The sequence below is a fragment of the Pseudoalteromonas sp. T1lg65 genome (assembly GCF_051930985.1).
GTDB lineage: Bacteria > Pseudomonadota > Gammaproteobacteria > Enterobacterales > Alteromonadaceae > Pseudoalteromonas.
In genome coordinates this window covers 3,675,081-3,695,979 of sequence record NZ_CP196837.1, presented here as the reverse complement: position 1 = coordinate 3,695,979, position 20,899 = coordinate 3,675,081, and the positions used below count along the sequence as shown (strand labels likewise).

17 protein-coding genes are annotated in these 20,899 nt (G+C 42.7%); 10 read left to right on the top strand and 7 right to left on the bottom strand.

Annotation, left to right across the window (positions count from 1 at the left end; all coding sequences use genetic code 11):
- Window positions 1-90 precede the first annotated feature (90 nt).
- Window positions 91-2,106, top strand: coding sequence for a DNA helicase Rep (rep, locus tag ACSLBF_RS16425; protein WP_440054419.1), 2,016 nt, complete (start codon window positions 91-93; stop codon window positions 2,104-2,106).
- On the opposite strand, the gene ACSLBF_RS16420 is transcribed toward rep, so the two are convergent.
- The 3 genes from ACSLBF_RS16420 to elbB form a co-directional block, all read right to left on the bottom strand.
- Window positions 2,092-4,674 carry a diguanylate cyclase domain-containing protein gene (locus tag ACSLBF_RS16420; RefSeq protein ID WP_440054418.1) on the bottom strand — a complete coding sequence of 861 codons (2,583 nt, stop codon included), beginning with the start codon at window positions 4,672-4,674 and terminating at the stop codon, window positions 2,092-2,094. The genes rep and ACSLBF_RS16420 overlap by 15 nt on opposite strands.
- A gap of 149 nt (window positions 4,675-4,823) precedes the next feature.
- Window positions 4,824-5,216: a c-type cytochrome gene (locus ACSLBF_RS16415; RefSeq protein WP_440054417.1), complete on the bottom strand. Its 393-nt coding sequence runs from the start codon at window positions 5,214-5,216 to the stop codon at window positions 4,824-4,826.
- A 178-nt stretch (window positions 5,217-5,394) separates the two neighbouring features.
- On the bottom strand, window positions 5,395-6,045 hold the full coding sequence (gene elbB, locus ACSLBF_RS16410) for an isoprenoid biosynthesis glyoxalase ElbB (RefSeq protein ID WP_440054416.1): 651 nt from the start codon (window positions 6,043-6,045) through the stop codon (window positions 5,395-5,397).
- Window positions 6,046-6,477: 432 nt separating this feature from the next.
- On the opposite strand from elbB, the gene polA reads away from it, so the two are divergent.
- The 4 genes from polA to ACSLBF_RS16390 all read left to right on the top strand — a co-directional run bounded on the left by polA (window position 6,478) and on the right by ACSLBF_RS16390 (window position 11,464).
- Window positions 6,478-9,234 (top strand): DNA polymerase I, encoded by a 2,757-nt coding sequence (polA, locus tag ACSLBF_RS16405; RefSeq protein WP_440054415.1) that lies wholly within the window; start codon window positions 6,478-6,480, stop codon window positions 9,232-9,234.
- Window positions 9,235-9,436: 202 nt separating this feature from the next.
- Window positions 9,437-9,895 carry an energy transducer TonB gene (locus tag ACSLBF_RS16400; RefSeq protein ID WP_440054414.1) on the top strand — a complete coding sequence of 153 codons (459 nt, stop codon included), beginning with the start codon at window positions 9,437-9,439 and terminating at the stop codon, window positions 9,893-9,895.
- A gap of 479 nt (window positions 9,896-10,374) precedes the next feature.
- Window positions 10,375-10,944 carry a YceI family protein gene (locus ACSLBF_RS16395; protein WP_440054413.1) on the top strand — a complete coding sequence of 190 codons (570 nt, stop codon included), beginning with the start codon at window positions 10,375-10,377 and terminating at the stop codon, window positions 10,942-10,944.
- Window positions 10,931-11,464 carry a DUF1285 domain-containing protein gene (locus tag ACSLBF_RS16390; RefSeq protein ID WP_440054412.1) on the top strand — a complete coding sequence of 178 codons (534 nt, stop codon included), beginning with the start codon at window positions 10,931-10,933 and terminating at the stop codon, window positions 11,462-11,464. The genes ACSLBF_RS16395 and ACSLBF_RS16390 overlap by 14 nt, the downstream gene beginning before the upstream one ends.
- A 9-nt stretch (window positions 11,465-11,473) precedes the next feature.
- Here the strand turns inward: ACSLBF_RS16390 and yihA are convergent, their stop codons facing one another.
- Window positions 11,474-12,112, bottom strand: a complete 639-nt coding sequence (yihA, locus tag ACSLBF_RS16385) for a ribosome biogenesis GTP-binding protein YihA/YsxC (protein WP_440054411.1) — start codon at window positions 12,110-12,112, stop codon at window positions 11,474-11,476.
- A 439-nt stretch (window positions 12,113-12,551) separates the two neighbouring features.
- Between yihA and ACSLBF_RS16380 the strand changes: the two genes are divergently transcribed.
- From ACSLBF_RS16380 to ACSLBF_RS16365, 4 genes are all read left to right on the top strand, one after another.
- The gene (locus tag ACSLBF_RS16380) at window positions 12,552-13,184 is read left to right on the top strand and encodes a c-type cytochrome (RefSeq protein ID WP_440054410.1); all 633 of its coding nucleotides are present in this window, start codon (window positions 12,552-12,554) and stop codon (window positions 13,182-13,184) included.
- 637 nt (window positions 13,185-13,821) lie between these two features.
- Window positions 13,822-14,499 (top strand): class I SAM-dependent methyltransferase, encoded by a 678-nt coding sequence (locus ACSLBF_RS16375; RefSeq protein ID WP_440054409.1) that lies wholly within the window; start codon window positions 13,822-13,824, stop codon window positions 14,497-14,499.
- Between the two features lie 2 nt (window positions 14,500-14,501).
- Complete coding sequence (gene yihI, locus ACSLBF_RS16370; RefSeq protein WP_440054408.1) at window positions 14,502-15,089, top strand: Der GTPase-activating protein YihI; 588 nt, start codon at window positions 14,502-14,504, stop codon at window positions 15,087-15,089.
- Window positions 15,089-15,604, top strand: coding sequence for a DUF2489 domain-containing protein (locus ACSLBF_RS16365; RefSeq protein ID WP_440054407.1), 516 nt, complete (start codon window positions 15,089-15,091; stop codon window positions 15,602-15,604). Before yihI ends, ACSLBF_RS16365 begins: the two co-directional genes overlap by 1 nt.
- Before the next feature lie 55 nt (window positions 15,605-15,659).
- Here ACSLBF_RS16365 and hemN read toward each other — a convergent pair whose 3' ends face one another.
- Complete coding sequence (hemN, locus tag ACSLBF_RS16360; protein WP_440054406.1) at window positions 15,660-17,030, bottom strand: oxygen-independent coproporphyrinogen III oxidase; 1,371 nt, start codon at window positions 17,028-17,030, stop codon at window positions 15,660-15,662.
- Window positions 17,031-17,152: 122 nt separating this feature from the next.
- A complete protein-coding gene (locus ACSLBF_RS16355) occupies window positions 17,153-19,183 on the bottom strand; it encodes a methyl-accepting chemotaxis protein (protein WP_440054405.1) in 2,031 nt (676 codons plus the stop codon).
- 135 nt (window positions 19,184-19,318) lie between these two features.
- Here ACSLBF_RS16355 and ACSLBF_RS16350 point away from each other — a divergent pair, with 135 nt between their 5' ends.
- Window positions 19,319-20,095, top strand: coding sequence for an NADP-binding protein (locus ACSLBF_RS16350; protein WP_440054404.1), 777 nt, complete (start codon window positions 19,319-19,321; stop codon window positions 20,093-20,095).
- A gap of 3 nt (window positions 20,096-20,098) precedes the next feature.
- Here the strand turns inward: ACSLBF_RS16350 and hutC are convergent, their stop codons facing one another.
- Entirely contained in the window at window positions 20,099-20,842 is a 744-nt protein-coding gene (gene hutC, locus ACSLBF_RS16345; protein WP_440056257.1) for a histidine utilization repressor, read from the bottom strand.
- Window positions 20,843-20,899: the final 57 nt, after the last annotated feature.

Below are 20,899 nucleotides of genomic sequence, written 5' to 3'. Positions count from 1 at the left end.
ATACGCTTATGATTGCTTCATAGTTAGCCGTTGATGCGGTAAAATGCCGCGCTGTTTTACCTTAACACTAGAGCCAACCGGAACACCACGATGAAACTGAATCCAAAACAAGATGAAGCTGTTAAATACATCAGCGGTCCCTGCTTAGTACTGGCTGGTGCAGGCTCTGGTAAAACTCGTGTTATCACCAATAAAATAGCGTATTTGGTGCAGAAGTGTGAGTACAAAGCGAGAAATATTGCCGCGGTTACTTTCACCAATAAAGCGGCGAAAGAAATGCGAGAGCGCGTTTCACAAACTCTGGGTAAGCAAGAGGCGAAAGGACTGTGGGTTTCGACTTTCCATACTCTTGGACTAGAGATCATCAAAAAAGAAGTGAAAACATTAGGCTACAAGCCGGGCTTTTCTTTATTTGATGATCAAGACACCAATCAACTGTTAGCGGAACTTACGGAACAAGAGCTTGATAGAGATAAGGACTTGCTCAACCTACTAAAAATGCAGATCGGTAATTGGAAGAATGAATTAATTTTACCCGAACGCGCTATCCGAGAAGCAAGAGAACCACAAAAAGCATTATTCGCACAACTCTATGCGCGTTATCAAACTCAGCTCCGTGCTTACAATGCATTGGATTTTGACGACCTCATCATGATCCCAACTTTATTATTGAACCAATCTGTAGAAGTTAGGGAACGTTGGCAGCAGCGCTTTCGCTATCTGTTGGTTGACGAATATCAAGATACCAATACCAGTCAGTATCAGTTGGTAAAGCTTCTGGTCGGCGAACGAGCGCGCTTTACTGTGGTTGGAGATGACGATCAGTCGATTTATTCTTGGCGTGGCGCTAAACCGCAAAACTTGGTACTGCTAAGTAAAGACTTTCCAGGGCTAAGATTAATCAAATTGGAACAAAATTACCGCAGTGCTGGACGGATTCTGAAAGCGGCAAATATTTTGATTGCTAATAATCCGCACGAGTTTGATAAACAGTTATTCAGTGAGTTGGGCTATGGAGATCCACTGCGGTTAATTGCAACGCGAGATGAAGAACATGAAGCCGAACGCGTTGTTGCAGAGATCATTTCTCATAAGTTTATGAAGCGCACGAGCTTTAAAGACTATGCTATTTTGTATCGCGGTAACCATCAAGCTCGGGTGTTTGAAAAAGCGCTGATGGCAAACCGTATTCCCTACAAGATCAGTGGCGGTATGTCATTTTTTGCGCGCAGTGAAATTAAGGACATCATGGCCTATTTACGCTTATTGGTGAACCAAGATGACGATAATGCATTTCTGCGTATCGTGAACACACCAAGGCGTGAAATAGGTCCAGTGACACTTGAGAAATTAGGCAGTTTAGCTAATGAGCTACATATTAGTTTGTTTGCAGCATGCTTTGAAACGTCTTTGGCTGAGCGTTTGGGCGGAAGAGGGTTTAATGCGTTGATGGGTTTTGCGCGCTGGGTTGTGGAATTATCGGATCGAGCTGTGCGAGGAGATACCCTCGAAGCTGTGAAAGACATGGTACGAGAAATTAACTACGAAGCTTATTTGTATGAGTCTTCACCCAGTGCCAAAGCGGCTGAAATGCGAATGAAAAATGTCTCTGAACTTTATCGCTGGATCAGTGACATGTTGACAGGTGATGCAGATAACCCAGCAATGACTTTACCTGAGGTAGTCAGCAAACTAACCCTAAGAGACATGTTAGAACGCAATGAAGAAGAAGATGATTCGGACGCCGTGCAATTATTGACGTTACATGCCTCTAAAGGACTTGAATATCCCCATGTGTTCATGGTGGGTATGGAAGAAGGGCTACTACCTCATCAAACCAGTGTTGACGAAGATAACGTGGAAGAAGAGCGGCGCTTAGCATATGTCGGGATCACGCGAGCCCAACAAACCCTCACGATGACCTATGCGAAATCAAGGCGGCAGTTTGGAGAACAGATCACGCCAGAGCTGAGTCGTTTTGTACAAGAACTACCGCAAGATGACATTCAAGTTGAAGGAAAACAAGCCGTCGCGTCGCAAGCGGAAAGAATGGAAAAAGGCCAAGCTAAGGTTGCAAACTTAAGAGCGATGTTAAGACGGGATTGATTCGCTGGAAAGCGGTTGGCTGTATGAAGTTGCTTCCGTTTCCGTTTTCGTTTTCGGATTCAAGGTGCGTTGCTTTCCAAAAAACAGCTCTAGTCCATGTTTTTCCAGTAGACTTCTAAAGTTTAAAATCGCTGGACCTCTGGCGATGACTTTGACTCCCTTGGCTTTAGTCACTGCTAAGATACCATGCAGCTGGATCTCATAGCTGTTTTGTTGCAACACACGTTTGCTGAATGTGGAGCTTAGTAAAAGATAAGTAAAGCCGACTTGACTTAGTAATGTCAGATCACAGCGATCTTTACCATAATTATTTAAGCCAACTGAAAAGCCAAGTTCCGCGAGCACTTTTAAATTAGTTAACTGTTGGCTTGATGCATGGCGAAGTTCACTTTCCTCAAATAAGATACAAATGTCGCAATCGTACTTGTGAAGTTGCTTTTTCAGTACATCAAAATGAATGCTTTCAAGTAATACTGCAGAGCAACAAAATAACACTTCATGTCTTAAAGAGAGCGCAAACTTTTGCGCTTGATTTAGCAGAGATAGCTCTATCTCTAATAGCTGTGCTTTTTGCGCCGCGAATTTTTTCAGTACGTCAAAACTGGTGCTACCTAAAATGGGGTGTTCACCAAAGGCTTCTAAAAATGAAATTTGTTGGTTGGTATCAGACCAGTTAACTATTTCTGTGCCTCTAAAGTGAGTTGGTAACTCATCTAGGTGGTGTTGCTCTATCTGTTTACTCGAGCCGCTACCAGCGGTAAGTAGAGGGTGATAGAATTCGTATCGGCCTCGTCCCGCATTTTTTGCGTAATACATGGCAGCGTCAGCATCACGAATGATTTCATCGGTATTTTTGTACTGCTTATTACTGTATGTGATCCCAATACTGGCACCACTTTGCATACACACTCCCTTCATACAGAAAGGTTGTTGCATGACTTTAATAATGCGCTTGGCAACGTCTTCAGCTTGTTGTCGTTCGGATAAATGATCCAATAAGATCACAAATTCGTCTCCAGCAAGGCGAGCAAGCAGATCGTGATCACGAATACACTGTGCAAACGACTGACTGACACTGACAAGAAATTGATCACCAGCTTGATGACCAAGTTCATCATTGATCTCTTTAAATTTGTCCAGATCAATAAATAGTACAGCAAAATTGTCTTCGGGGTAGCGGTGATGCTTTTTCAGGGTTTTGTCTAGTTGCATTAAAAACAAACTGCGATTAGGCAAACCGGTGAGTGAGTCATGGTGTGCATCGTGGTAAAGTTGTTGTTCTACTTTTTTACGCTCTTCAATTTGCATTTGTAGATGCAAATTGGTTTGCTGTAGCTCTTTGGTTTTTTCGGCAACGCGGTGCTCTAGTTGCTGGTGACTGGTTTTAAGCGCTTGATTTGCAAGATGAGTTTGTAATACCGAAGCTACTTGGTTGGAAACAAAAGAAATTAATTCAACATCTTCATAATTAAATTCATAGCTATGATTATAGGCTTGGCAAGCGATCAATCCGATAACACCAGATGCGGTTTTTAGTGGTGCGCCTAACCAACTTGTGGCAGAGCCTGTCAGGTCATAGTGTTTAGGGCGCACAACCTCGCCACTTTTCAGTAACTGCTTTGCTCTTTTGGTATCGATAAGTTGGCTTTGTTCTGAGCGAATGACCAGTTCACTATAGCCTCGGTCAAATGGACGAGGCTTATATTGAGTGACTTCATCGACACTATAAGGGAAATTGAGCCAGTTGTTATCACGGTCATATAAGGCGATATATAAATTATCGGCAAACGTGATTGAACGAATGATGTCGTGTACTTGCTTATATACATCATCAATGTCCGTAAATTGCGTTGCCAGTTCTGAAATCTTAAATAGGATCTGCTGCCGATCAAGCGCGCGTTTGCGGTTTTCTATTTCTTTATTTAAAGCTTCATTACTTTGCATGAGTGCACGAGTGCGGATTTTGACTTCTGACTCTAAAAGCTCACGTTTTTTAACTCGTTCAATGGCTGTCGCAAGATAAAGCGACATCACCTCAAGCAGCTCGATTTGGTGCTCGCTGTAAGGTTGATCGAGATGATAGCTTTGAGACACCATAACGCCGATGATGGTGCTTTCACGATAAATAGGTACACCGACCCAATATTCTGCCATACTTCCCATGAGTTTAAACTGACCCGCTTTGGCGCGGTCCAGCATATCAGTTTTATTCATGTACACCGTTTCGCCTGTACGGAATACAAAGCCAGTTACGCCTTGATTAAAATGATGAGACTCATTGAGGGGAACGGAAATACCATCTTTTTCGTCAACAAAATATGATAACTCAAGTGCTTGAGTAAACTGGTTTTGTAGTACGACGTAGAAGCTTTTACTCGGAAGATATTGGGCAAGAATATTATGAATAGCTGGATACAACAGGGTTAACTCAGCAACAGTACTGGCCTGTTCTGATAACTGAAGAAGCGTATGTTGAAGTTGAGACTTTCTTTTGTACTTTTTTAATAAAGACTCTAACCGAGTGGTTCTTCTAGAGAGTTTCTCAACCTGTTGCGTTAGGTTTGCCAATGATGAAACCAATTATTATTTTTGTCTAATTATTGTACGTAATAGTTTCACTTTTAGGGGGGTGGGTCAAGTGCAAAATTATAATGAAAGTGCAGCGAAAATGCTGCACTTTGCTTTGTAAACATTCTGTTTACAAATGAACGTGTTTTTTATTGTTTGGTCATGAAATCAATTGCTGCTGAGATTTCTTCATCAGAACAAGTTGTACATGTACCACGCGGTGGCATCGCGTTAAAGCCATTGATTGCATGGTCTAGCAATACATCCATACCCTTAGCGATACGAGGTGCCCAATCGTCTGCCGTTTTAGGTGCACCAAGCGCGCCAGTACCGTGACAAGCAAAACAAGCAGCTTGATAAACTTGTTCACCAGAGCGAGGGCCAGTTGGTGCTGCTTCTGCTGCACTTTCAGCGCCAGCTAAGTAAACTGAGCCTACAGGTTGTAAACGTTTTTTAATCGCTTCATCAGTTAAAGCATTGTCGAATGGCTGCGCGACTGCCGCAGTAGATAGCAATAATAGTGCTGCTGAAAGTTTTTTCATTTGCCTTGCTCACTTCGTTTGAATGTGTTCAATCACGATAATGGATGACGGAATTAGCGGGATTATAACGTCACCTGTTCATTTATAAAACGTAAACTTGAGTATAAATCCCTAAAAACTATAATTTGTTGTGCTAGGGCAAAGATATTGCCCTTTTTGATCCATGAAGTTCACAAAGCTAGGCAAGCTCGATAAGCTTATTCACTGCTTTCTCGATCCCTTTAGCAGCTTCCAGTATTGAAGTCGCCAACATATAGGCTGGTGTACTAATCACTTTTGCTTGTACGTCAAAGACGATATCTTCGACATTACAATTGACGTGTTTTGCGCCCAATGCGTTTACTGCAGAAGCAGTATCTGGATCGTTACCAATGGTAGCAAGTGTATTCTCTGGGTGAATGTGGCCAATAAGTGCAGGTGCGATACACAAGTAAGCAATTGGTTTATGTTGAGTGCTAAAGGCCGTACAAGCAGCTTTGACAGTTTCCAGCACATGCGATTCGGCGCCTTTGAAAGCAAAGTCAGAAAGATTTTTGGCAATGCCAAAACCGCCAGGAAGTAGCAACGCGTCAAATTCGTCAGGGTTTAGTGAGGCAAGATCTGCGATCTCACCTCTGGCTATACGAGCAGCTTCAACCAACACATTTCTAGTTTCCGGTTGTGGCTCACCGGTAAGGTGGTTGATCACATGGTACTGCTCGATATTAGGAGCGAAGCATTGGTATTGAGCACCAGCTTGCATGACATAAAGCATCGATAAAGTAGACTCATGGATCTCAGCACCATCAAATACACCGCAGCCACTCAGGATGATTGCAACTTTTTTCATTTTATTCTTCCTTCTAAATCAAGATACACGCGCTATATGCATAATAGTTACGTTAAACGAAATAAAAAATTATAAAGGATCATCTATGATCTTTGATCAATTGTGGTAGTATACTCGTCCTCTCAAAAATAGCAGTTCGTTTTTTATTCATTTGAGGGTTTAGAAGTATCTGATTTATTTCCTTATTCACAATGTAGGAAAAATAATAACAATAAAAGAGCCGATAAACTCTTTTTAAAATCAATAAGTTAATTTTTTTAGAGCCACTCGGTTAGAGAATTGGTTCTCTTTTTCGTATTTATCTACAAAGTTATCCACAGGTTTTCTTTCTGTTTTATCCCTTGCCGTTAACAATCAAACTCGTTTTATAGTTGGGCTTGTGGCATGCTATCGCACTACTTAATTGTTGGACTTAATTTAGGATCCTTTTCTATGTCGCAGATCCCAGAAAATCCTTTGATCTTGGTTGATGGCTCTTCTTATCTATTTCGTGCGTATCATGCGCCACCACATTTAACTAATTCTAAAGGTGAGGCTACTGGTGCAATTTATGGTGTGATTAACATGCTGAAAAGCTTGCTTAAGCAATATCAGCCCAGTCACATGGTGGTTGTATTTGATGCGAAAGGTCCAACGTTCAGAAACGACATGTATTCTGAATATAAAGCGCATCGTCCACCGATGCCGGATGATCTGAGAACGCAAATTGAACCCATTCACGAGATCATTAAAGCGATGGGATTACCGTTGGTAAGTATATCGGGTGTTGAGGCCGACGATGTCATTGGTACATTTTCTCGTATCGCGACGGAGCAACAAAGGCATGTCTTGATCAGTACCGGTGATAAAGATATGGCTCAGTTAGTTAATGAACACGTTACCTTGATCAACACCATGACGAATACCATTCTAGATCCACAAGGTGTGGTAGAAAAGTTTGGTATTGGTCCTGAGCTTATCATCGATTATCTGGCATTAATGGGAGACAAGGTCGATAACATTCCTGGTGTACCTGGAGTGGGTGAAAAAACCGCTTTGGCTATGTTGCAAGGGTTGGGTTCAATAGACCAGCTTTATGAAAACTTGGACAAAATCGCTGCGCTCGGGTTTAGAGGTTCGAAAACCATGGCCAAGAAGCTGGAAGAACACAAATCCCAGCTGGAATTGTCTTATGAGCTCGCAACAATCAAGTTAGACTGTGACGTTGAGCAAGATTTAGAGCAGTTCAAAATTGCAGAAATGGACAAAGACCGGTTGATTGAATTGTACGGTCAATGCGAGTTTAAACGTTGGTTAGCTGAATTACTGGACGGTAAGTCACAAGCTGCTATTACAGAAGTAGAAGCACAAGGCTCAGCGCCTCTCGTTGATGATATAGAGGCGAGTTACGAAACTATCTTAACGGAAGCACAACTTAGCGCGTGGGCTGATAAGCTGAGATCCGCAGAGCTTGTTGCGTTCGATACCGAAACGACCAGCCTAGATTATATGCAAGCTGAGCTTGTGGGCATGAGTTTTGCGGTCGCTCCAGGCGAGGCCGCTTATCTACCGATTGCACATGACTATGTTGGTGCACCAGAACAGTTGAGTAAAGAACTGGTGTTTTCAGTTATGGCACCAATCTTAGCAGATGACTCGATAAAAAAAGTCGGACAAAACCTTAAATATGATCAAAGCGTCCTTGCTCGTGCGGGCTTAGCGCTTAATGGTATCGCTTTTGACACAATGCTTGAGTCGTATGTGTTTAATAGTGTGGCTACACGACACGACATGGATTCATTGGCGTTGAAGTATCTAGGCCACAAAAACATCAGTTTTGAAGACATAGCAGGTAAAGGTAAAAAGCAACTTACCTTTAACCAAATTGAGTTAGAAAAAGCTGCGCCTTATGCCGCTGAAGATGCCGATATCACACTGAGGTTGCACCAGCACTTGTGGCCGTTGCTCACTAAAGAACAAACGCTCCAAACGGTCTTTAACGATATCGAGCTACCTTTATTGAGTGTGTTATCTCGGATCGAAAGAACAGGGGTGCATATCGACTGTGAGATGCTTGCACAACAAAGCTTAGAAATTGAAAAGCGTCTACAGGAACTCGAGCAAGAAGCGTTTGCATTGGCTGGAGAAGAATTTAACCTCAGTTCAACTAAGCAATTGCAAGGGATCTTATTTGAGAAACAGGGGTTGCCGGTAATTAAAAAGACGCCTAAAGGGGCACCTTCGACTGCTGAAGATGTGCTGCAAGAATTGGCGCATGATTATCCACTGCCTAAGTTGATCATCGAACACCGAGGATTGGCTAAGTTAAAGTCGACGTATACAGACAAGCTGCCAAAGTTAATCAACCCTGAAACTGGTCGTGTGCATACTTCTTATCATCAGGCAGTGACCGCGACGGGTCGGTTAAGTTCTAGCGATCCTAATTTGCAAAATATTCCAATCCGCAACGAGGCTGGACGAAAAATTCGTCAGGCATTCGTCGCGGATAAAGGTAAACAAATCGTCGCCGCTGACTATAGCCAAATTGAATTGCGGATCATGGCTCATTTATCGCAAGATAAGGGACTGCTGAACGCCTTTGCCGAGGGCAAAGATGTACACAAAGCAACCGCCGCTGAAGTATTTTCAGTGCCCCTAGAAGAAGTAACTTCAGATATGCGCCGCAAAGCGAAAGCGGTAAATTTTGGTTTGATCTATGGTATGAGTGCGTTTGGTTTATCGCGGCAACTCGATATTCCTCGCCATGAAGCACAACATTATATGGATAAGTATTTTGAGCGCTTCCCAGGCGTATTGGAATATATGGAGCGAACCCGCGCGGAAGCCGCGGAGCAAGGATATGTTGAGACATTATTTGGCCGCAGGCTCTACTTGCCGGATATCAAAGCAAGAAATGGTGCTAGACGTAAAGCTGCAGAGCGTGCCGCGATAAATGCACCGATGCAGGGAACCGCTGCAGATATCATTAAAAAGGCAATGATCAACGTTGATAAGTGGTTGCAGACATGTAGTAGCGAAGATATTCAGCTGCTGATGCAGGTACACGATGAACTGGTCTTTGAGATAAAAACCGAGAAAGTGGATGAGTTTAGCGAGCAAATTTGTCGGTTAATGAGCGGGGCAGCGAGTTTGGATGTACCTTTGTTAGTTGAGGCTGACAGTGGAGATAACTGGGACCAAGCTCATTGATTAATTGTTGTTTGACCAAGTTTGTTGGAGCAAATGCAAATAGCTGAACTTGAAGTTAGATAAATCTGGTGGCACAGTAAAAACTAGACAAACTGTGCTACCTTGTCGCATTACGTAGCGACAGCAAGGACATTCTCGCGTTTATGTTTCGCAAATTAATGCGCGAGACGTTACAAATGTTGGAAAATATAAAGGATTAACTATGAACAAGACATTGATTGCTTTGCTTTCTCTGGCCCTGATTGGATGCCAGTCCCAAAAGGATAAAGCGCCACCGTCAAAAAAATTAAATCAGCCTTTAAACTATCTCGATTTTTCTGATGACCAAAATGTCTCCAAAACAGACCTGTATTGGCAAGTAAAATCTTCTCAGCACCCACAATATCCAGCGTCTCAACTCAGCAAAAGAGCTTCTGGATGCACCATAATAACTGTTGGCATTGGACCAGATGGCAATCCAGTAGGGTATAAAATCAAAAAATCTTTTCCAGAGGGGGCGTTTGATAAAAGCGCGATCCAAGCGCTGAAAAATTGGCAGTGGGAACCCACGGTTTCCAATAAAGATAGGCAACCTGTATTGACTTCAATTAAATTGGATTTCTATGTGGATGGTTCAAGAAACAAACGAGAGGCTGAGGAGCACTGCGGTAAGCGGATTTGATACCAGCTTAAAGATCATTGAATCATATCCAGTGGGGTGCGGACTAGTTCAATTGCTATCGAGTCGGTCAATTTGTATTTACCATAAAAAAGTAACTTCGTGCCTAGTACGCGAGTGGTTACTATCAACAAAGCGTTATAAAAAAGTACCGCTGTTAAACTTTCGTAAAATAGACTAAGTTTGCGTTGATATTACATCAAATTGGCGCAAATTTTGCTTTTTAATGTTTATTTCCTTTTTTCTATTTGATAGAGTTCGCGCCGTCCTCATCCTGTAGGACATCCTGTTGATGATGTATCTCTCGCAAGAGGATACAGTGTATTGATAGCTTCTCCCCAGATTGCTATAGCGGCTCGCCTATCATAGCGAGCCGTGTTTTTCTGATCTTTCCGTGTTTCGCCTTCGTTAATTGTTTATTCTGATGAATAATCATTTACACTATAAAAAGTGATTTTATCGTGCTTAAATTCGGAGTGTGCATGTTTAAACAATTTCTTATCGGCTGTGCTTTATTTTCTGCCCAAGCATTCGCTGGCTGGCAGTTTTCCCCTGCGCAAAGTGACTTAAGCTTTGTGTCTATCAAAAAAAACACGATTGCAGAAGTTCATCACTTTAAGCGCTTTGATGCGCAACTAAGTGAAAGTGGCGAGTTAGCAGTAACCATTGATCTCGCAAGTGTTGAGACAATGATCCCGATCCGCAACGAGCGTATGCGCGACATGTTATTTAACGTTGCTAAATTTCCAACGGCTGTAGTTAAGGCGGAAGTAGCCAAGACTTTGCAGGCATTAAAATTCGGCACGCAACAAGTCAATTCGGTATCAGCTACATTAACGCTTAACGGTGAAACGCAGCCATTGTCTTTAGATTTGCAGATCACTAAGAGTAAACAGGGTCTGCACATAGTACCCATCCGAGCGGTGATAGTGAACGCGAACCAGTTTGGCTTGGGCGACGGTATTGAAGCTCTAAGAAAAATCGCGGGGCTTGACAGTATTGCGACCAGCGTACCAGTAAACTTCCAATTGGTTTTTGATGCAAAACCTTGATTCATTAGTTGAGTATTACAAGCAACATCATGCGCCGACAGAATCTTGGACGGCGCAAGACTGCGCGAGTAGCAACATAAGTATCAAACGTGATGGAACGTGGTATCACGATGGCGCACCCATAAAGCGACAAGCGTTGGTTAAGTTATTTGCTAGTCTTTTGAGCTTTGATGGCGATGGGCATTGGTTGAAAACGCCAGTTGAAAAGTGTCTGGTAGATGTCGAAGACAGCGCGTTTGTGATAGTGAGCTGGTATCATTGTTCGATAGCTGACGCTTTGGGACTTGCACCATGCATTGTTGCAGTGGACAACGTGCAAAGAAGCTGGCCGATTTGTGCTACATACCCACTACAGCTTAGGCACGTCAACGGCTGTGATGTCCCTTATTTAAAATTAGATTACGGCTTGGAGGCGAGGGTCTCTCGCAATGTTTATTATCAGTGGGTTGAACAATTACAGGCTGACAAAAGTGGCGCGCATTACTTGCTGTCAGCCCAATCGAAGTTCTATTTCGAATAATACAGAAAGCTACGCCTCTGGCTCCGTGCTTTCAGGCTTGACATAAGGACCTAGAAACCAGTCATCCAATTGCCATGCTAATTCATTCAAGCCAATCCCTTTCAACGATGAGAAAGCATGTACAGTGATATTTCCGTCGAGCTCAGATAATGCTCTACGTACTTGCAATACTTCTGCTTTTCTTTTTCCTTGTTTTAACTTGTCTGCTTTGGTCAGCAGTGCCAATACTGGTATTTTGCTGCCAACGGCCCAGTTAATAAGATCCATATCCAAGTCTTTTAACGGGTGACGAATATCCATTAATACCACGATACCTTTTAAACATTGACGCTTTTGTAGGTATTCACCTAAAGACTTTTGCCATTTCTTTTTCATCTCTATAGGAACTTTGGCAAAACCATAGCCGGGCAAATCGATTAAACGCTGATCTTCGCCTAAAGAAAAGGTATTAATAAGTTGGGTTCGGCCTGGTGTTTTACTGGTACGAGCCAGCTTTTGGTCAGTTAGGGCGTTTAACGCACTTGACTTGCCTGCATTTGAACGGCCTGCAAAGGCAACCTCAATACCGGTATCTGCAGGCAGTTTACTGATATCTGGTGCGCTGGTGACAAATTCTGCCGTATTATACTTAATGCGAGACTTTAACACGCGAACTCCTACTAAAGTGGACTGAAAATTAAAGCTAATAAGGTATTTTATAACAGTCTCGTGGTTTTCTAAAGCACAACAAGTTTGCGCTGACGCTTGGTTTCCGGCGGTAAGCGTAAATTATGACTGTTTAATACTTAATCTAGGTCAAAACCCTATAATTTATAAGCCTAATATGGGTAGAAAACGTGCCACACAATCTAATATCGTGTAGAATGTAGAAATTGCATCGTCAATCTAGTGTTTGTACCGTCAGTCATAACACTTAACAGAGATTGCGTGCTGGAGTTTATAGGGTTGATCCGCATTGCTTCAAGCCTTGTAAGTTCTGGTTATCAACATAGTTTATATATAGTACTGATTGGTATCATCAGCTCAGATAAAAGCATAGACACTTTTATCGGGTGAAAATTACAGGGTCGGAAACAGAGAATTTACCATGAAAAAAATAGCATTAACTTTAACAATGTTGCTTGGTACGTTGTCAGCAAGCAACGCAACGGCATTCGATGGTGACGCAGAAGCAGGTAAAGCTAAATCTGCTACATGTGCAGCTTGCCATGGACCAGACGGCAATGCTCCTGTAACTATGTATCCAAAAATAGCAGGTCAGCATGCTGACTATATCTACAAACAGCTACATGAGTTTAAACTGGGCATGACGTCCGGTGGTAGTGAAGGCCGTATGGACCCAGTGATGAGTGGGATGGCTATGCCGCTTTCTGATCAAGATATGAAAGACCTAGCAGCATACTTCGCATCATTAAACATGTCAGCAGGAACTACTCCTGAAGATGTCGTCGTAGCAGGTCAAAAACTTTACAAGGCGGGTGATGCAGAGCGCGGTATCCCATCTTGCGCGGCATGTCATGGACCTCGTGGTAACGGTACATCACTTGCGAAGTTTCCAAAAATTTCTTTCCAGCATCCAGAATATATCAAGTCTCAGCTTGAAAAGTTCCGTGACGGTACACGCAGTAACGACCTAAATGGCATGATGGGTGATATTGCGAAGAAACTAACGGATAAAGATATAGAAATTTTGTCTAAATACTTGGGTGGACTGCACTAAAGTATTATATAGACGCCAGCACTGTTTTGATAAGCTGGTATCATTGTGAAAAAGGCAGCACAAGCTGCTTTTTTTGTGTGCCAATCTGTGAGATATATCTCACTTTTGGTGTGAGATAATCGCCCTCCTTCTGTGTGAGTTTTAGCTCATTTTACAAAATAATTAAAATGTAAGTTTATGTAATTTATCTTGTTCTTTATTTACAAAAAATACTTTGGTAAGAAAATTGTTATTACACAGTTGTAACTCGCGCTCAGAAGCGTAGATTATTCGTTGTCGCCAGGCAATACAAAAAAAGGGACAAGGCGCATAGGAAGCGTAGGTGGCAGTTTAGTGTCTAAATTTGGATGCAAAGGATTATTAAGAAAGCGTTAGGAAGACCGAGAAAAATAAATCTCATGGAAGTCTCATAATAAAAACAATATGGAAAGCGTCACGGAAGTATCAAATAAAAACAATACGGACTGACAACAATTAAGAAGAATAATAATAACAGACTTTTAAAAGTCGAAGGGAGAAGTGTCCAGTTGTGACGCTCAGATTAGTAGGCGGTAGAGAGCAATCTCTGCCGCCTTTTTATTTGGTTGGCGTCAAGTAACCTGATACAATAGGCGCCTTAATAAGCAATTTTTAGTTTATGCTGCAAAATCCATATCCAACGCAATGTGGCTTATGTCAAAGCACTCACGTTATTTCATACTATCAAGACAAAAAACGCAGTTACTGGCAATGTCAGCAATGTAGCCTTGTTTTCGTTGATCCGCGAGAGCGGCTTTCACCTGAGCAGGAAAAAGCTATTTATGATAGTCACGAAAACGATCTGGAGGATGCGGGTTATCGGCGTTTTTTATCGAGAGTGTTGGAACCACTATTGGCTAGATTAAAGAAGCCTTCTCGCGGGTTAGATTTTGGTTGTGGTCCAGGCCCTTTGTTGGCAAAAATGTTGGCAGAAGCGAAACATGAAGTTGCTTTATTTGACTTATTTTATGCAAATCACCCTGAAGTACTGGAGTCACGATATGACTTTATTGTTTGTACAGAGGTGATTGAGCATGTGGCGGAGCCGGGAAAAGTACTAGCCAAGTTGTTGTCTATACTTGAACTCGGAGCGCCTTTGGCATTAATGACTAAATTGGTCATTAATAAAGAAAGGTTTGCGAGTTGGCATTATAAAAACGATTTGACGCATATTTCGTTTTTTAGCCGCTCGACATTTGAGTATGTGGCACGACACTTTGATTGCGAACTTGAGTTTATCGGTACCGACGTCATCATACTCACCAAGCACGCAAGTGCGCTAAACAATGGTAATTAGTTATGACGAGAAAGAAAAAGACCCGCAAAGTAGCTTCTAATGGCACGCCTAGACTGAGCAAAGATAAGCTAAAAGAACTTCGTGCGCTAAAAGAGCAGCGCAGTAAAAAGCTCAAAGGTAAAAAACCGGGCTCACGTAATGCACCCGCTGTTAAAGCTGTTGATGATGGTAAAGCGTCTAAGAATACCGATCCACGTGTTGGTAGTAAAAAACCGATTGCATTAGTAGCTGGGACTACATCATCAAATGAAAACAACCAGCCAGAGTTGAAACGTCATTTACAACCTCAAGTTCAACTGCGAAAAGTACAAGAGACACTCTCACCAGAGCAAGAGCTAGAGCAACTTGAGAACGATGAGCGTTTAATGGCATTACTTGATCGCCATGAACGCGGCGAGTTACTGACAGGTAAAGATGCTAAATACTTCAATCGCGGTATAGCACGTCATCAGGAGCTATGTGAACTACTTGGAATTGACGACGAGTTTGAAGAGCAAGATATGCAAGACGATGATCCATTAGAGCAGTTTATGAGTAATGATTTAGCCAATGAATGGTTAACTGACGACTTTGAAGGTGAAGATAAGTAATGACGACAGCATGGATCATCGCCATCATAATTGGCGCGATAATCATTGCAGGTTTGGCATTTTATGCAGGAAGATTACTTTGGCAGTTGAAGGTGCAAAAAGAGCAAATTGCAAAGTACCAACAACAAAAAGCAGCAGAGCTCGCAGAATCGCGCCAAAAGCGTAATGCTAAGCTAGCTGATAGTATCAACCTCATTGCCAGAGCAATGAAAGAACAGCAATGTGAGTATTCAGAAGGCTGCTTGCGTGTCTGGGTGTTGGTGTCTCAGTACAGCTTTGATCAAGAAATCACGCTAGAGGAAGCGTATCCTGGTGTGTACAAAATGTACGATGAAGTAAAAGAAATGCCAACCCATGATGCGCGAAAAAAGTACTCCAAGAAAGAAATCTTCAAACTAGACTCACAGCGTTGGCGAGCAGAAGAAGCGCTAGAGCAAGAAATACTGGCGGACTGTGAAAAGCTGATTAAACAGTTTAAAGCAGCACCGGGAAGCGACAACGTTGTTTTCCAGTAACAGAATGGATGAAGTTATAAAGCGCGCTTAAATTGGCGCGCTTTTTTATTGTGTGTTAGATAACTCTAGAGAAGCGAGTATTCATAAGTTGCTTTTGTAGATAAGCATCAAAACACATACAAATGATACGAATAAACAAGTTACCTTTATCGGTGACTTGGATTTGTGTTGGTGTATTCACTACTAACTCATCTTTAACCAGAGGTTGTAGTGCTTCCAGAGCAGTTTGGAAGTAGTCATCAAAGTTGATATTAAATCGAGCTGAGAACTCGGCTTTATTAAGACTAAAGTGACAGATAAGTTGTTTGATGACTGCAGCTCTTATTTCATCATCATGATGTAACGTAATGCCTTTTTTTATGGCACTTTGGTTTTCTTCCAAGGCATGGTAATAAGCCCGAAGCTCTTTCTCATTTTGCAAAATTTGGTGTCCAACTTGCGAGATAGATGAAACGCCCAAACCTAGTAAGTCGCAGTCGCCATGGGTGGTATAGCCTTGGAAATTTCTATGCAAATGTCCTTCCCGCTGAGCAATCGCTAATTCATCATCGTGCTTGGCAAAGTGATCCATGCCAATAAATTGATAGCCGGCAGTCGTCATTTGCTCCAGCGTTTGTTTGAATATTGCCAGCTTGTCAGCAGCACTTGGCATGTCACTTTCTTTGAGTTTTCGCTGCGCGGCGAAACGTTCTGGAAGGTGCGCATAGTTAAACACTGAAACACGATCAGGCGACAGCGCAATGAGTTGCTCTATCGTTTTCCTGTAGCTGGCTACAGTTTGAAAAGGAAGCCCATAAATCATATCCATATTGATAGATTTAAAACCTAGTTCGCGAGCGTGACTCAGCGTGGCCAATACATCATCAATTTGTTGTGGTCTATTTACGGCTTCTTGCACTTTGTCGTTAAAGTCTTGGACACCAAAAGAAACACGGTTAAAGCCTAGCGTTTTTAAGGTATCTAACATGTTGTCAGCGAGCGAACGAGGGTCTATTTCTATTCCTCTTTGTGCCTGCTCAGCAAACAGAAAATGGTGTTCAAGTAGCGCAACTAAGCGCGTCATTTGTTCGGCTGTCAGAAAAGTTGGCGTACCACCACCTAAATGCAGTTGGTGGACCTGATAGTCTTTAAATAATGGCGCTTTTGCTGCGATCTCTTGCTCGAGATGATCAAGATACACATCGGCTTTTGACTGATGTCTGGTAATTATCTTGTTGCAGCCGCAGTAATAACAAAGCTGGTGGCAAAACGGAATATGAATATATAAAGAAAGTGCACGAGTTTTTGAGCGCGAGATCGCTTCACAAAGGTCTTTTTCTCCATAGCCTTCATTCAGTGATAAGGCTGTGGGGTAGGAAGTGTATCTGGGACCAGAGATATTATATTTTTTTATAAGGGGAGCATCCCAAATTGGTAAGTTAATCACGATACGCACACTCAAGTAATTTATTTGTGCGGTAGTGTAACTTGGGATGGGCGCCGTGCTTTTGCCTTAGATCAAAACACGCCACTTCTGCGGCGTGTTTTGATATCCGTAGCGATAGTAAGTTACAGTTTGAACTGATTCACGGTAGCATTTAACGCTTTTGCTAAATCGTTCAAGTCCCTTGCTTCGTCTGCTAACACGCTGGCATGATTAGCAGTGCTGTTAACTAGCTCGTTGATCTGATTTAAGCTGTTGTTGATGTCTTCTGCAACGACCGTTTGCTGCTCAGTTGATGTGGCGATCTGATGGCTCTGATCTTGTACAGTATTGACAGACTCGGTGATTTCTTTCAACGCGTCTAATACAGCTTGTGTTTCTTCTACGGAACCTTCGGCTCGTTGCTGGCCTTGTTGCATCATGGTCGATGCTTTCTGCGCGATTTGTTGTAGGCGAGAAATCATATTACGAATATCGTCGGTAGACTCTTGTGTGCGGCTAGCCAGAGAGCGAACTTCATCGGCAACAACAGCAAATCCTCTGCCTTGCTCTCCGGCTCTGGCTGCTTCAATCGCTGCGTTCAGAGCAAGTAGATTAGTTTGCTCAGCAATACCATTGATGACATCAATTACTGCGCCGATACTGTTTGCCTCTTGCTCTAGTCCTGCCACGACCTTAGATGCCTCACCAATGTGTAATGCAAGTTGAGTCATTACCTCTTGTGCTTGAGACGAACGGTTTGCGCCATCGGTGGTGATGCGCTGTACATCGTCAGCGGCTTGGTTGGTTTCTTGTGCATTTCTTGAAATCTCTGTGACTGTTGCGGCCATTTCAGTTACCGCAGCGCTAACGCTATCGACTTGCTCTTTTTCTCGCTGGATTTCACTGTTGGTATTGTTTGATACTTCACGTAGCTGCTCAGCTGCGCTACCCAGTTGTTCAGCTTGCGCCGCGGTGTCGATCATCATGGCACGAAGTTTATCGATAAAAGTATTCATGTGATGGGCGAGCTGGCCGACTTCATCTTTACTGTTGATCTCGATACGACGAGTAAGGTCACCCTCACCTGACGCAATATCTCTCATCGTATCGGTGAGAGTGGTAATGGGACCTGCAATCATTCTTGTGGCAAAGAATATCATCGCCACAATTATGGTCAGTATAATAATAACCCCAGTGATAGTACTCATCACCGCAGCATTCACTGGCTCTTCGATCAACGAGACCGGTATCAACATACCAACATGCCAATCAACAATTGGACTATCTAACTTAACGTTGTCGAACACAACATAATAATCGACCCCTTTGAAAGTGACAAAAGCACTACCTGCTGCGTTGGCTTTCATTGCTTTATTTAGCGCTGAAAAACCCGATGTATCAGCAAACTGACTTTCTAATCCGTCCAACCCTTCTTTGCCCTTAGGACCTTCATCGGTTGTTGAAAGCTTATGGTTCGTACGCTTGGATAAATGTACCACATTGAGATCACCATCAAGCAAGAATCCATAACCTTGGTTAGCAAACTTAATAGACTCAACAAGGGCATTAAGCTTGTTAATTTGTAAGTCAACACCACCCATTGCAATCAGTTTTCCACTGGCGTTATAGACAGGCTTTCGGATCACGGCTGAGACATCACCAGTGTTAATATCCACAGCGATAGGGCCTACGTGCAGTCCGCCATAATTTAGGGTGTCTTGCCACCAAGGTCTTTGGTATGCGTAGTAAGGACGACCATCCCCATATGCTGAAATGCGCTCATTTTCTTTAAAGTATTCGCCTGTACCTGCTGAGGCGATAAATGCAGAAAGGATGTTGTCATCCCCTTTCGCAATACGCACCAAGTCATTGTTCATTTGCTGGTAATCATCGTCATTGGTTAGGTCAACACCGCGAGTGTTGTAACGTTCAAACCACCTAACTGTATGCGGAGTGCCAACAAAAGTTTCAACAACCCTGCCGTATTGTGCGAAAAAGGTTTCCATCGCGAGTTTTTCAGAATGAATATAGCTTTGGGCTTCGCGCTCGATGCTGCTTCTGGATAAAGTCGCAATATGGTTGACAAAAAAGCTGGATGCGATGATAAGCAATACCGAAATGGTACCACCGATCAATAGCAGAATTTTCTTTCTTAACGACAGATTCTCTAGCATGATTCTTTTCTTTTTATTTTTACTCAGCAAACTTTAATAAAATCACAGATAAACAGAGAACACCATAGTTTGCGTTAACTCGCAGTATCTGGATACACTTATTACCCAGTTTAGTTATTTGGCAATGAAGTGACAATGACAGTGAAAGAAAAACAGCTAGTTGTCTTAGGGGCAGGATGGTTAGGTCAGCCATTATGTTCACTATTTAGCAACGCAGGATGGCATGTTGAAGGAACAAGAACAGAGCAGCACCATAATTTTTCATGGCAACGACAATTTAAGCTTGAAGAAAGTAACTTATCACATAATTTAACCCTAGCAGATGCCTATTGGGTATGTGCAGTACCACCGCGTGCCCGTCATGCCGATTCAAACTATCTAAAAACACTGGAAGTGGCTTTACAGTTAGCTGAGCAAATGCAATCGAAAGGCTTTTTGCTTTGTTCAAGCACTGGCGTTTATCCAAGTACGGGGGGTTGTTATGATGAGAGTTCAGAACTTGCGGATAAATCAAACTCTCGAGTCTCAATATTGAGAACTGCTGAAGAGATGGTTTTTAATGCACAGGGTAAGGTGCTGCGGTTAGCTGGTCTACAGGGTCCACAACGGGAGCCCGGACGGTTTATCGCTGGTAAAGAATTGCCAAGTGCAGCGCAAGGTTGTGTGAACATGGTCCATCAGGGGGATGTGTTAAATGCCATTAAAGTGGTACTAGATAATTGGGATGAAGCAGAGACAGTATACAATATCTGTTATCCAGAACATCCAACTCGCGAAGACTTTTATCGTCATCATTGTGCATTACAAGGAACTGAACTCCCTACATTTAGACAACAACATGAACATTCGCGAATCATTGATGGTTCACGTATTACCAAGTTAGGTTTTAGTTACCAGTTTCCGATCTGTTGAGTTTTACTTCTTACGCTTGAAGGTGAGGTGTCCACCAAGACGATATTTACTGCCTGGAGAGATCAGGCGAGCAAAGCTGACAATTCCGTGTTCAGACCAGGTACGGCGAATAAGTTGAAGACATGGTTCTTCGTTATACATATTGAGCCATTGACAGACTTCAGGTGAAGGAGCAATGGCTTCTACTGTATGCCTCGCTTCTGTGAGTGGTGCTACCTGTGATAAGTACTCATGGGGTGTTATAAGCTCAAAATTCTGATCTAAGTACTCTGGTGCAAGCTCAGGATTGACAAACCTTTCCTCGACTTGCAAAGGTAGCTCATTTTCGTTGTGTACAATGACACTTCTAAATACGGGGGATTCTACTTCAACCCCTAATGCAATCGCGATAGGAGCTATTGCTGCAATAAGCTCAAGGTGCAATACCGTGCATGAATATTGGCCATTTCTTTCATTGACTTCTTCGGAGATATTGCGGATCTCCAATAATGATGACTGAGACTTTAAGCTCGCAACAAAAGTGCCTAAGCCTTGGCTACGCGTCAGTATTCCAGAGTCTGTGAGCTCACTCAGAGCGCGTCTGGCGGTCATGCGACTGACGTTAAATTGTTCTGCTAGTTCATTTTCCGAGGGAACTCGTTCGTTTTCGAGCCAATTTGCAGCTCTGATATTATCGATTATATGTTGTTTTATTTGAGCAAACTTAGGTAACTCATGCACTGGAATCGTCCTCGACAACGGTAACATCATGGTAAAGATGGCATGCTTTTCTTGTATATACAAGTTTCCCTGTTACACTCTGAA

Coding starts and splice junctions, on each gene's coding strand:
- ACSLBF_RS16395 (WP_440054413.1), top strand. CDS start 10,375: ATGTTTAAACAATTTCTTATCGGCTGTGCTTTATTTTCTGCCCAAGCA.
- ACSLBF_RS16415 (WP_440054417.1), bottom strand. CDS start 5,216: ATGAAAAAACTTTCAGCAGCACTATTATTGCTATCTACTGCGGCAGTC.
- yihI (WP_440054408.1), top strand. CDS start 14,502: ATGACGAGAAAGAAAAAGACCCGCAAAGTAGCTTCTAATGGCACGCCT.
- polA (WP_440054415.1), top strand. CDS start 6,478: ATGTCGCAGATCCCAGAAAATCCTTTGATCTTGGTTGATGGCTCTTCT.
- ACSLBF_RS16355 (WP_440054405.1), bottom strand. CDS start 19,183: ATGCTAGAGAATCTGTCGTTAAGAAAGAAAATTCTGCTATTGATCGGT.
- ACSLBF_RS16400 (WP_440054414.1), top strand. CDS start 9,437: ATGAACAAGACATTGATTGCTTTGCTTTCTCTGGCCCTGATTGGATGC.
- ACSLBF_RS16350 (WP_440054404.1), top strand. CDS start 19,319: ATGACAGTGAAAGAAAAACAGCTAGTTGTCTTAGGGGCAGGATGGTTA.
- ACSLBF_RS16380 (WP_440054410.1), top strand. CDS start 12,552: ATGAAAAAAATAGCATTAACTTTAACAATGTTGCTTGGTACGTTGTCA.
- hutC (WP_440056257.1), bottom strand. CDS start 20,842: ATGTTACCGTTGTCGAGGACGATTCCAGTGCATGAGTTACCTAAGTTT.
- ACSLBF_RS16390 (WP_440054412.1), top strand. CDS start 10,931: ATGCAAAACCTTGATTCATTAGTTGAGTATTACAAGCAACATCATGCG.
- elbB (WP_440054416.1), bottom strand. CDS start 6,045: ATGAAAAAAGTTGCAATCATCCTGAGTGGCTGCGGTGTATTTGATGGT.
- ACSLBF_RS16365 (WP_440054407.1), top strand. CDS start 15,089: ATGACGACAGCATGGATCATCGCCATCATAATTGGCGCGATAATCATT.
- ACSLBF_RS16375 (WP_440054409.1), top strand. CDS start 13,822: ATGCTGCAAAATCCATATCCAACGCAATGTGGCTTATGTCAAAGCACT.
- rep (WP_440054419.1), top strand. CDS start 91: ATGAAACTGAATCCAAAACAAGATGAAGCTGTTAAATACATCAGCGGT.